At 37.0% G+C, this 12,410-nt stretch carries 12 protein-coding genes; 2 read left to right on the top strand and 10 right to left on the bottom strand.

All coding sequences use genetic code 11. The annotated features are described in order from the left end of the window. Position 1 precedes the first annotated feature (1 nt). Complete coding sequence (locus NG809_RS13590) at positions 2–1,363, top strand: DUF3526 domain-containing protein (RefSeq protein WP_262151495.1); 1,362 nt, start codon at positions 2–4, stop codon at positions 1,361–1,363. Between the two features lie 46 nt (positions 1,364–1,409). Here NG809_RS13590 and NG809_RS13585 read toward each other — a convergent pair whose 3' ends face one another. The 9 genes from NG809_RS13585 to NG809_RS13545 form a co-directional block, all read right to left on the bottom strand. Continuing rightward, entirely contained in the window at positions 1,410–1,682 is a 273-nt protein-coding gene (locus tag NG809_RS13585; protein ID WP_262151493.1) for a hypothetical protein, read from the bottom strand. 1 nt (position 1,683) lies between these two features. Next, positions 1,684–2,043: a hypothetical protein gene (locus tag NG809_RS13580; RefSeq protein ID WP_262151491.1), complete on the bottom strand. Its 360-nt coding sequence runs from the start codon at positions 2,041–2,043 to the stop codon at positions 1,684–1,686. Position 2,044: 1 nt separating this feature from the next. Beyond that, entirely contained in the window at positions 2,045–3,064 is a 1,020-nt protein-coding gene (locus tag NG809_RS13575; RefSeq protein ID WP_262151489.1) for a tetratricopeptide repeat protein, read from the bottom strand. Next, positions 3,057–4,787, bottom strand: a complete 1,731-nt coding sequence (locus NG809_RS13570; protein WP_262151487.1) for an APC family permease — start codon at positions 4,785–4,787, stop codon at positions 3,057–3,059. The genes NG809_RS13575 and NG809_RS13570 overlap by 8 nt, the downstream gene beginning before the upstream one ends. Then, positions 4,771–7,173 carry a hypothetical protein gene (locus tag NG809_RS13565; RefSeq protein WP_262151485.1) on the bottom strand — a complete coding sequence of 801 codons (2,403 nt, stop codon included), beginning with the start codon at positions 7,171–7,173 and terminating at the stop codon, positions 4,771–4,773. The genes NG809_RS13570 and NG809_RS13565 overlap by 17 nt, the downstream gene beginning before the upstream one ends. Beyond that, positions 7,164–7,907 carry a hypothetical protein gene (locus NG809_RS13560; protein WP_262151483.1) on the bottom strand — a complete coding sequence of 248 codons (744 nt, stop codon included), beginning with the start codon at positions 7,905–7,907 and terminating at the stop codon, positions 7,164–7,166. Before NG809_RS13560 ends, NG809_RS13565 begins: the two co-directional genes overlap by 10 nt. Further along, positions 7,880–9,013 (bottom strand): AAA family ATPase, encoded by a 1,134-nt coding sequence (locus tag NG809_RS13555; protein ID WP_262151481.1) that lies wholly within the window; start codon positions 9,011–9,013, stop codon positions 7,880–7,882. The genes NG809_RS13560 and NG809_RS13555 overlap by 28 nt, the downstream gene beginning before the upstream one ends. Before the next feature lie 86 nt (positions 9,014–9,099). Beyond that, entirely contained in the window at positions 9,100–9,780 is a 681-nt protein-coding gene (locus NG809_RS13550) for a hypothetical protein (RefSeq protein WP_262151479.1), read from the bottom strand. 548 nt (positions 9,781–10,328) lie between these two features. Further along, complete coding sequence (locus tag NG809_RS13545) at positions 10,329–10,661, bottom strand: DMT family transporter (protein WP_262151477.1); 333 nt, start codon at positions 10,659–10,661, stop codon at positions 10,329–10,331. Between the two features lie 223 nt (positions 10,662–10,884). Between NG809_RS13545 and NG809_RS13540 the strand changes: the two genes are divergently transcribed. Continuing rightward, complete coding sequence (locus NG809_RS13540) at positions 10,885–11,853, top strand: S41 family peptidase (RefSeq protein WP_262151474.1); 969 nt, start codon at positions 10,885–10,887, stop codon at positions 11,851–11,853. Positions 11,854–11,917: 64 nt separating this feature from the next. Here NG809_RS13540 and NG809_RS13535 read toward each other — a convergent pair whose 3' ends face one another. Further along, on the bottom strand, positions 11,918–12,409 hold the full coding sequence (locus NG809_RS13535; RefSeq protein ID WP_262152580.1) for an SDR family oxidoreductase: 492 nt from the start codon (positions 12,407–12,409) through the stop codon (positions 11,918–11,920). Position 12,410 lies beyond the last annotated feature (1 nt).

The following is a 12,410-nucleotide window of genomic DNA, read 5'->3' as shown; positions in this document are numbered from 1 at the left end:
CATGAGACAGAACCTTTTTTTATTTGAACTCAAAATATTCTTTCGAAATACTTCTTCGATCACGGCCATCGTCATTTTGTTGCTGGCTGGTTTTGTCGGTTTATATTTTGGGAAAACTTTTATCGAACGGCAGGAAAATGTTGTTCAGAAAGCCATTAACTTACAGAAAGAAAACACCGGGAATAATTACGAACATTTCGGCGAAGATACCGGACTTTTCTTTTATCACAACAAGTTTTCAGTTGCCAACACCGCAACGAAATGGGCTGCTTTTTCGAACGGACAGCGAGACATCAATCCTTATCTTATTTCCGTCACGATGCTGGGTCTGGAGGGACAGATTTACGATACTGATATTGCAAATCCGTCAAGTTTGCTGATGGGAAATATCGATCTTGGCTTTGTTTTTATTTTCCTGTTTCCGCTGGTGATTATTGCATTGAGTTACAATATTCTTTCATCGCAACAGGAAAACGGTGTCTGGATTTTACTTAGATCTCAGACTTCAAAACCTCACCTGATCATTTGGAATAAGCTCTTGGTAAGGGTTTTGGTGATTTTTGCGACTGCTTTTGTTTTAATGACTGCGGCTTTGTTTTATTTAAATCTTGAATTAGACCTTATCTTCTTTTCGATTTTCGGATTGATTCTGCTCTATCTAACTTTTTGGTTTGCAGCAGTTTTCTTCGTTATTTCATTTGGAAAAACATCCAATTTCAATGCATCATCTTTAATTGGTTTATGGGTCGGATTGGCCATCGTCGTTCCCGCTTCATTAAATCTCTATCTATCTGCAAAATATCCTGTTCCCGAGGCTTTAAAAAATGTAATGGAGCAGCGACAGGGCTATCACGAAAAATGGGATTTGCCCAAAAATGTGACGATGGAACCATTTTATAAACATTATCCACAGTTGAAGCAATATCCGTTTGATGAACAAAAAACGTTCTCATGGTTCTGGTATTACGGAATGCAGCAAATGGGAGATGATCAGGCTTTGGAAAGCAGAAAAGCAATGGAACATAAACTGGAAAACCGGCAGCAGTTTGCCTCTGTAGTGGCACTGTTTTTTCCTACGATTCAGACGCAGCTTTCTGTGAATTCTTTGGCTGGTTCAGATTTAAAATCACATTTAGACTTTCAGAATTTTGTGAGAGATTATCATGAAAAAGTGAGGCTTCATTTTTATCCCGTAATTTTTCAGGAACAGAAAGTTTCTCTGGCGGAGGTGGAAAAATTTGGTCTAAAACATTATAAAAATCCCGTTTCTCCTTTGAAATTGGAATCTGTGATTTCGCTTGTTTTACTAAGCTTGATTTTATTGATTGTCGGTAATTTAAATTTCAGAAGACTATTCAAATAATAATTTGGGGCAGATCTTTAAATTTCCGCCCCAAATTATTTAAATTTTACTGTAAATTTTCACTTTCACCATTAATTATTCTGAAAGACTCTTCAAGATCAGGCAACAAACTTCCCTGATAATCTTCCAAACTTTTGTGCTCCGAAGTTGCAATAATTACTATTTCCTTTGCATCTACTAAAGAAAGGTTAGGATAGATTTCTCTGATTTTCTTTATTGCAAACAGTGGCGAATTGTAAATATCTATCATTTCACCTACAATTTCATAAGGATTTTTACCATCTTTAATGAGGTAAATGTATTTATTTGTATTGTCCATTTTATGATATACTAATTCCTAAATCATTTTTATTTCTTAGAGCAACTTCAATAAACTTTAGCAAATTATTAATTCTAAATTCAATAAACTCTGTAGAATAATTTGTGACTAAACTTATTGCATTAATATTCTTCAAAATGATTAGACAATCTTCGTAAGTTCTTTGAAGTTCACCGTTTATTAGATACAGATCACCCTCATTTAATTGCGGAATAATTTCGCATCCTAGATCTTTTAATTTTTGATTTCCCCAAAGTTCTTTTCTACAAATTTCAAAACCAAATACATCATTTCCCAATTCAGTATTAGAGATACTGAAAGTTTTTTTTGATAAATACAAAAATGAAATAGTAAGACTCATATCAATTCCTAAACATTTTATTCCTCCCCGTTTTGTACCTCGAAATATCTTTCAAAATCACCTCATCCTGCGGATTGAAATGTTTCAGTTCGTTGATGATGGTTGTGTTGGTTTCTACTTTTTCGGCAATGATTTCGTAGGCAATATTTCGGGTGGTTTCCTGAAGTTTCTGGTCTTTTTTAAACTCATGCTTCATCGCTTCAAGATAAATTAATTTTCTGTCTGAAGGTGTTTCCCGATATAAATTCTGAATTTTTTGATTTAAATCTTCCACGTCAGAAACATTCACAAAATAATTGTTGAGACAGTTGAAAGCATCTTTATTTTCTTCCCAACCTTTCAGCAAAATTTTCTGTGCTTCTTCGGGAACATCCATTTTCTTTCGGTAAATCAAAGAAGCTTTAACCATCTGGCTGTTTCCCACATAATCGTCAACGACCATTTGATAATAAGAATTGGCAGATTTCGTATCATTAATTATCCTGTATAAATCTCCCACTTTCTCTTTCTGCTCCAGTTCTTTGTACAATTCGATGGACTTTTGATATTGTTTTGCCTTTTCAAAACACGATGCCGCTTCCGATTTATTTTTTAACTTTTTAAGATAAACTACGGCAGCCTCGTTGTACAGACCGCCATCTTCCAGAGTCTGGGCTCCGCGGTAATTGTCCTGAAGCAAATTCATGTACACTTTCGCAGCTCTTGTGTAGTCTTTTTCGGCGATGTATTTCTCGGCCAATTCTTCATATTTATTTCGGATTCTGTCGAAAAGTGAAGTTTCAAGGTAGAAATTTCCGCCACCACTTCTTCCTCTTCCTGACGCATCTCCTGATTTTTCCTTGTCTTTGAGACCGGTGATGATCAGTAAAATAATGAAGGCAACCACAACAAAAATGGCGAGATTTCCGATGACACTCCAGAATGTTTTCTGAAAAAGCTCAGCAAAAATGGCAATGATTTTAATGACAGCCAAAATTAAAACTGCCATGAAAAACTTCTCTGTAAATTTCTGCTTATTCATCGTCATCAGATTTTAAAATGGTTTTATCTTCCCTGAAAAGCCTGTAAAGAAGCAGCACAACGCAGATGATGAGCAACCACACAAACCAGTTGTAGCCAAACATTGTGATGATGGGATAGAAAATATATACCAGCAAAGCCAGCAAAACGGTCATCAGAAAGATTTTTACTCCGGCCGGAACATTTTCACCTCCCGTATCCAGCGATTTTCTCTGTACAAAAAATAAATACCCGAAAATAACAGCAGTCATCAGTAAAATAAGTCCGATAATTTCTGTGAATGAAACAGATTTTTTAGGCAAAGAAAGCGGCTCCATAGTCTGAATGGAAGACGGCTCCTCCGGAATGGCAAGAGGCGGTGGCACATATTCTTTAGTTCCGTATCGGTAAGAGAGAGAATCACGCACGGGAGTCTGCTGTCGCTCAACAATTTCTGCAATAAAAACTTTGTCGTAAACCTTTGAAGAACCTGCACTTCTCAAAGAATCTGTAATTTTTTCAGTTAAAACCGCTTCATTTTCCACCAGAAAATTATCAATTTTACCGTTGTAAACATTTCTCAGCGAGTCTTCTGCCATTTTTATTCTTTTCTGTATTGCCAGATATTCCATCTGAATTTTTTCAACCGGCCGGCCGCCGTTTTTCACATATTCCTCATACAGTTTTTGACGTTTAGAACTCATCAGAAGCGTCATTGCATCACTGTTTTCTTTTCTGAGCTGATTTCTCCTGTCTCCAAACATCGAATCAATTTTCATGTCGATATCTGTCACGCCGGACTCATAAGCAATCGCAGGAGGCGGAGGCATTGGTGCGCCTTCCATTATTGAAGCGTCGCTGGCGTGGAGATTTTCAGATATTTCAGACGAACTTTCTTTATTCAGGTAGAAAAATATTCTTGAAATCCCGAAAACAATCAGAACTACATAAAAAATCCACCGGTAATTTCCTGAACTTCCGCCTTTTGACGAACCGTCCCCTCCTAAAGATGATCCTCTTCCGAAAATTTTCTCAAACCAGCTGGCAAATTTATACTGGCTGAAACCATCACCTCTTGAAGTTCCCATGATATCAAGCGGAACGCCCAATTCTACAGCTCTTTCGGGATGCTTTTCTATGTATTTCAGGTATTTTTCAATTTCTTTTTTATTTCCCGCCATTACTTTTTTCATATCGAAAGGCAGATTTTTCATCCACTCTTCTTCAGTTTGCGGCTTTTGGAGGGCTTCCAACACTTTCTCATCATCCATTTCCACCATGAAACTTTTGATTTCAGAAGGAATTTCCACTCCGTTGGACGGTTTTTTTACTTTATCTAAACTGAGTTCAGGATTCTGAATGACTGCAAGCCAATCAATTTCCATATTTAATTTCGCCAAACCAAAATCAGGGTGCATCACAATGTAATCCGCAACGATATTTTTCCAGTCTTCAGGATTTATTTTGGGATAAAAAAAAGTGTTTTCGGGAATAAAAAGTTTGTCGTCAACACTTTGAAAATAAGCATTTTTGCCGATTTCCGCAGGTGCGTGGTGTCTAAAAATAAGAAAACATCCGTATAAAATATTGGGCTCGTTCGACGGAATCGGATATGACTGAACTTCATTTAAATCAATCCCCAGAATCTCCATTTCATGAAGCCACATCAATGGCGAGGAACCTTTAATTAAAAGTCCTTTTTTGGGATAAGTATTTTTCGGAAAAGGTTTAATTCTCAGTTCCATACTGTAAAATATGATCAATAAAAGGTTCAAGATAATCTGAAATCATCTCTTCAATTGTTCTGATTTTCAAAAGATGATGTTCCGGCAAGTAATATTCTGAGCCACCGAATTCATTCGAGGTTGCAATGGCCAAATATTCCATCTGCACTGAAGGAATGTAAAAATGACCGATTTCTTTATCAATGCTTTTAAAAGTTAACATTCCTCTGGAATCTGCGACAATTTCGCTGCCTTCGGAAAAAGTAAATCTGTTCTTATACTGGTTTGCAAAAATTCTTACTGCTTTTCTGTTTTTATCAAAGACCAAGGCATCATCATAATTTAGAAACAATTCCCTGTTTGAAACTACCAAATTCTGATCAGCATTAATACCAATATGATTAAAACTGCTGATGATTTTTGTTCCGTAACGCTTGAGTTTATTAAGCTCTGCCTCAACTTTAACCGTGCTTTTATCAATTTCTGAAGAATGATCTGTAGCCTCTTCCAGTGAAATATCGCCTTCAATATTTATAAAGTAATTGTAGGGAATATCATTCGAATGAAGATGAAAATTTTTGTTAAAATACAGCAACTTATGATTATGCGGGATTTGACGGCCTGCCAGATTCAGTTCTGAATATTCTCCTGTAATGATGTTTAATTTTGAAATCAATCTTTTAGCAGGCTGATATTGGCACAAAATAACCTGTTGCTGTTTATTTTTCGCCAGCGCAAACTGACCTCTCGGCTTTACAGAAATCTCCTGAAAAAGAACTTCAGCCCCACGATGAATTTTATAATGATCGTAGTAGTCTCTGTGATAATAATTGTTGGAAAGATAGGTCTTCAGCAACTGTTTTTTAGAACTTAAAATATAAAATTCTCCTTCATACAAAAATGTGGCAATTCTGTTTTGCGAAATCGGGAACAGCAACGGATAATTCATTGGAAAATATGCTCTGCTGCCGGTTTGAGAAGTATTATTATTTTTATTCTGTCTGCCTTTTGGCGGATTCGCCCATAATTCATTCAAAGGAAGCATCATTTTCTGAACGTGCTTTCTGGTTCCTTTGTGATGTTTATAAAAATTGAGTTCGCCGTCTGCAGAGGTTGTTACCAGAAATTTCAGCTGATCCCTATTTTCATGGATGACTTTCTGAAGATTGGGATGACTTAAATTTTCCTGATGAGTGATAAAAAAAACTTCCAGATTTTTCTCTGTATGTTCTTCATTAAAAAACTTCTGCAAAGCCTTTGAAACCTCCAGAACCGGACTCACGTGATTCAGATTTTCGATCACCTCATCCACTTTATCAAGATTGATGAGAGTGGTAGATTGTCCTAAAGCAAAAACCTTACATTCCGAATGCGCTTTCGGATGTTTGATGACAGCAATCGCAGACGCAAACGCCAAAACTTTCGGTGTTCCCCAGTTTTTCAGCGAAGTATCAATGAGAATTATCCTTTCAAAAACATTTTCTTCAGGCGGAATTTCTCTTTGAATGTATAATGCTTCGTTGTTGGCGACACGGTTCATGAAAACCTCATCTTCATTGGCAAATTCAGACAGAAGCATTCTGCTGAAATCTCCTTTGTTAGTCATATCCGAAACCCCACCAATCGGCTGCTCGCCCGGAGAGAGATGACGCATCGGAATTTTCAGTCCGCTCCATATTCTTTTGATTAAACTTCCCACCTGAAAAGTTTTCGGTTCTTCAATAAGTTCCTGGATAAAATTTTTGTCGGTTTCTGCAGTGGTTTCTTCTTCTACCACTTCGTCTTCCAGCTCGGGAATCTCAATCACTCCCTGCAAAGCTTTTTCGATAGATTCTGTGGTCGGAAACTTTTTATTTATTTCAGCAAGTGCATTAATATCCTTTCTGAACACTTTACTGGTAAGTTCCAATACGTTGGCAGACCTCTCAACAATATCGGGTCGGGAAACGTAATTATCACACAGTTCTTTTGATTTTGAGAAAGTGAGGCTCATCTTGTTTCCGGCAAATAAAGCCTGAATCAGAAAGATTCTGTTTCGTCCGGTTTTATATTTACGGTCTAAAATCTCCAGTTTTTTTAGTAAAAAAACAGCTTCATTGTACGATGCCTCTACTTCCTCTCTAGATATGTGTTTTTTCAGTTCGTCGACCAAAGTTCTCAGCTGTTTGTAGCCATCCTGAGTGGCGTACAAAACCAAAAGCAAAGCTCCAAACGGCGGCCATCCCTGCAATTGTAATTCTTTCAGAATTTCAATAATGTAAACGCGATATCCTACAACCGAGGCAACGTTTGGAAAATAAACGATGTTGTGACTGGCCAGAGGGTGCAAATCATCCTGAATATCGTTATCGGTTTGCCATTCCCAGAAATAATCTTTGTAGGACTGAAAATATTCTTTTACATCCATTCCTTAGATTTTTCGGTGAGACGGAATGAGCTTACAGAAAGTTTCCGGAAGTCTTTTTTATTGAGATACAAAACAGTTCCATCTTCGTTCCACAAAAGCCATTGTTCCTGATTTGAGTTATATTTTTTTTGAAGTAATGAACTCATATTTTTAAGTTCAAAATCAAAACCTGTCGGCAAAAGATGATTGTCTTTTGACCAGAACGTTTTTCCTCTCAGGCTCAACATCGGACTTCCTAAAAATAATGCTTTATCGTTGATAACAATCCAATCTAATTTTTCCAGTTTAAATTTTGGCAATGTGATGATGATGTCTTTTATTTCAGCAATTGAGCACAGCAAAGCGGTTGCAGACTGTTCGTTTTCGCTTGGTTTTAATCTCACCTCTACTCTTTCGTCTATTCCAAAGAAATTATTATTTAAAATGGGAAAAGTCAGTTTTAAAGCTTTGTCAATAACCGTCCACAGCAAAGCCGTTCGCATTTTTTTTGTGGGAACCAAGGCATTTCTACGGAATAAAAGTCCGTTTCTTAATTCGTATAAAATAAAGTTGGGCAACTGCTGAATTTCGGGCGAAACAGCCTGTTCGTCGGTGAAACCTTTCAGCCAGATCACTTCCCCATCTGTGGCGATGTGAATATTTTTCCAGTCGCGGATGGAGCCCAAAAAATCTTCATCAGCTTTAGGAATTTCTGCCCAGAATTCTTTTAAACCGCCTGAAGGATCTTTTGCCATAAGCTTTCTATTTCCTGTTGGATGTACTGTTTCTGCTCAGGATTTCTGATCCAGTCGCAGCGGGTTTGCAGGTATCTCAGTTTGTCTTTGATCACATTCTGCTCCTCAAAAGTTAAATTTCCGTTTTGCCATTGGTCTATTAAGATTTTTACATCTTTCATCACCTCCTCCGGATTCGGAGCTTTGTTTTGCAAAGCCTGAGGATGGGATTTTGGATTATCATCTTTTTCAATGGTCCTGTTGATGATTCCTTCCAGAATTTCAATCTGTTCTTCAGTGTCCCAAATGTGTTTCAGTACCCATAAATCTGAAAGAATTGCTTCATTTCGTCCGCAAATCAGAGCACTCGCAGCAATCAGATTTTGGAGTTTCACAGCACGACGGTCGGAAATGGCGATTCCTGTATTCCGAAGGTTGATAATAGTGTTTAAATAAACTTCGTAGATCGGTTTTAAATCAACAGTTTTACAAAGCTGCTGAAGTTCTTTGATTTCATTGGCAAGAATTTCCGGACTTTCACTTTCTGAAATATTTTCCAGTCGTCTCCCTGCCAAAAGCACCTGTTGAAGGAGATCAGGATTGACGTAATCAACATTGATTCTGATTAGAAAACGATCGAATAATGCATTTAAAGCCTCATCTTCAGGAAGAACGTTGCTTGCGCCCACAAACATTAATGCAGGGAGATTTCTGGTTTCCTTTCCTCTTTTGAAAATCTTCTCATTTAAAGCCATCAGAAGTGAATTCAGAATCGCAGAGTTGGCATTGAAAATCTCATCCAGAAAGACCATTGACGCTTCGGGCATCATTCCGTCGGTATTGGTAAACAGCTCTCCTTCTTTCAGTTTTCTGATATCGAAAGGACCGAAAATCTCATTCGGTTCTGTGAAACGTGTTAAAAGATATTCGAAGTTTTTGCCGTCGGTTACGGTTTTCGCCAACGTTCTTACAATTGCTGATTTTGCAGTTCCCGGAGGACCGTAGAGAAATGCGTTTTCCCTTGCCAAAAGGCATATTCCGAGAAGATCCACGACATCGTTTTTACCGACGAAGGTGTCTTTCACGAAGGCTAAAACTTTGTTTAATTTTTCTATATTTTGACTCATTGTTTAATATTCTGTTTAAAATAATAGGATGTTGATTTTATCCTTTCAGGGATTTTTTACTTTAAGTAAAAATCTGTCACAAGGCTTTACCCTGTGCTGTTGATTTTGCCATTTTGTGGCTTTTCTGATTCTTTATTTATGATTTGTAAATCTCTCCAGAAAACATCCTTGTACATTCCAAATTCTGCCATCAACAGTTGATTGATGTAGGGAATTTCTGCCAGTTTGTAAGCTTTCTTCTCAACTATCCTTTCGAGGTATAATTTTCTGTAAGTTTTATCTTTTAAACCATCTTCCCAAATTAATTTTTCGGGATTCACATCTGAGCCAATGGCTGAATAATGAAACTGTACTAAAATTTCATCCAGTATTTTCACCACCGGATCTGCAGCGTCTGCCACATGAAGTGCATCCCTGATTTGCGGTAAAAATCTTAATGATAAGTCTGCCGACAGAACCGCTGAAACATCTTTCAAGCCGTGAAAAGGTGGTAATAATTTCTGTAAATCCTCTGCCGTGTCTTTTCTGATTAAATACAGTTGGGCACTGTGATACAAAACTTTTCCCGCCCAGACAGCAGCATCTTTGTTGAAAGGAATTTCGTCTGATAAAAAATTCAGTCTTTCTTTTTCAAATTCGGATTCAAAATATGTGGCAGCATCTTCTTCTTCCTTTTTAGAAATTTCCTGAATGTCGGCAAAAATGGTCATTGTGCCTTCTTTTCGGAGCAGAAAGAGCGTATCTAAAAAAGGGGACTTATTTTCCATCATTAAACAAAAATAATGATATTTCTGAGATGAAGAAATATTGATTTACAGAAAACTAAAATAATTTAGACACGATCAGTTTTAATAAAAAACAGATGGAAAGATGTAAACTTTTTGACACATGAGTCACATAGTTTTAGTTTTAATTGTCTGCGTATATTTTTAGATCACATAAGTTTTGAAAATCTTTGATTTTCTCTGATGTGTTCTAATTGTTTTCAATATAATAAATTAACTAATGTGACTTAAGTGCTTTATTGTCTGAACAATTCAATACGCTCCGGATTTTGAAAATAAGATGAGAGATGTAATTGTTTTGACACATGAGTGACATAGTTTTAGTTTTAATTGTCTGCGTATATTTTTAGATTACATAAGTTTTGAAAATCTTTAATTTTCTGTCTTGTGTACTAATCCTTTGAACCATTAAGTAACTTGAGTTGTTAAGTTTTTTTAAGGAAATATCTGAAGATATTCATTAAGGTGGCGGCACATTTTCTAATTTAGTATGCTGACTTTCAACCTTAACCTTAACCTTAACCTTATCTCTAATGTGCTCCCGATTTTGAGAAAAGATTGATAATCACCACACCCGCAACGATGAGTCCCATCCCAAGAATGGCAGGTAAATCTAAAGTTTGTTTGTATACAAAATATCCTACTAAGGAAATCAAAACAATTCCAACTGCAGACCAAATGGCATACGCAATGCCAATCGGAATTCCTTTCAAGGCAAATGTAAGGAGGTAAAATGATGCTGTCATTGCAACTACAAATACAATGGTTGGAAGGGGTTTTGTGAACTGTTCGGTCTTCTTTAAAAATGATGTTCCGATGGTTTCACAAAGGATGGCGGCGGCGAGAAAGAGATAATTTTTCAAGGGTTTGGAATTTAAAATTAATTCAAAGACGTTGTTTTCTGCTCAACAACATCTTTCAAAATTAACAAAAAAAGAATGCTGAAAAAATTAAATATCCTTCAAGCGTCAGGTGAACAAGATAATTTTCTTTGAAATTTATTTAACAAACTTTATTACACCGAAAAGTGTTTTATTTAATAGTTTTGCGGTGCTAAAATTCAATTTAATATAAAACTCAAATTACATGTTCAGACCGGTATTATTAATTTCTTTCCTTATTTCAGCAATTATTTTCGGACAGCAGAATTCTTCAAAGGCAAGCAAAAAAACGCTTAAACTGCAGACGGAAATTTATAATCTGATTAAAAAGAAGGCTTTATATTCCGATTCTCTGGACTGGAAAAAAATAGATGCGGAACTGACTAAACTCCCGTTAACTGAAAATGATTCGGTGAGTCAGAAAATTCTGTTTGACTATTATTTGGATCAGCTTAAAGCCGCTGGCGATAACCACTCTTTTTTTATTACAAAAAGTATAATGGAAGAACGAGGTCAGCAACCGCTGATCGTAAAACCTGAAGGAAAATATCTCGGGAACGGTATTGCCATGATAAAAGTTCCGGCCTGCAGCAATTACGACAACCAGAAAGACCTTGTCTTCGCCGAAACCATCCGCTCTGAAATCAAAAGACTGGACAGCGAAAATACGGTGACGGGCTGGATAGTGGATCTCCGTAATAATATGGGCGGCAATATGTGGCCAATGGTAGCAGGTCTGAATGCCCTTACTGAAGACGGAATCGTTGGATATTTTGTTGCTCCGAATTATAAATCTCCGTGGCTTACCAGAAACGGAAGAATGGTTGGAAGCAAAGCAAAAATCAGTGATTATAAAATTAAAAATCCGAACTTGAAAATTGCCGTTCTCATCAATGAATATACTGCAAGCAGCGGAGAAATGACCGCCCTTTCTTTGATTGGACTACCAAATGTAAAGACTTTCGGGAAAGATTCGATGGGATATATTACCGCCAACGGAACTTTCACGCTTTCCAACGGAGCGAATTTCAATCTGGCGACCAGTACCTCAGCCGACAGAACGGGAAAAGTGTATACAGACAAAATAAGACCTGATGTTTACGTGGAAAATTTAAAAACTACGCCCGAAGATGAAGTAATAGAGGAAGCCGAAAAATGGCTCATGATAAAATAATCTTAAAACAGACAACCGCAAAGCATCACACTTAGCGGTTGTTTATTTTTAAATTTGAATACTGCTATTTCAAGAGATAGCCTATCGCACCACCATCAACCAGCAATTCGGTTCCTGTAATAAAGCTTGCGTGATCTGAAGCTAAGAAAAGTACAGCCTTAGCAATCTCTGAAGGATCACCCATTCTTCCCAATGCCACAGATTTGACAAACTCATTCTGCATGTCCAGACTTGGAACAGCTTTGTCAAAACCTTCTGTTTTTGTAGGTCCCGGACTCACAATATTCACTCTGATTTTTCTTTCTGCCAGCTCATTGGCTGCGATCTGGGCAATTTTATTTACCGCACCTTTGGTTGCAGAATAAACACTTCCGTACATCTGAGCGGTTGTAGCTACCGTTGATGAATTAAATACTACCGAAGAACCTTCCGTAAAATGCGGAATCATTTTTTGTAAAGTAAAATAATATCCTTTCACATTCGTATTAAACTGATGATCAAAATCTTCCTCAGTAGTCTGTTCAATCGGTGTAAAAACGGCTGTTCCTGCATTCAGA

The organism is Chryseobacterium foetidum, assembly GCF_025457425.1.
Lineage (GTDB): Bacteria > Bacteroidota > Bacteroidia > Flavobacteriales > Weeksellaceae > Chryseobacterium > Chryseobacterium foetidum.
The sequence above is the reverse complement of the archived record's forward strand: the minus strand, read 5'-3'. Positions and strand labels throughout refer to the sequence as shown.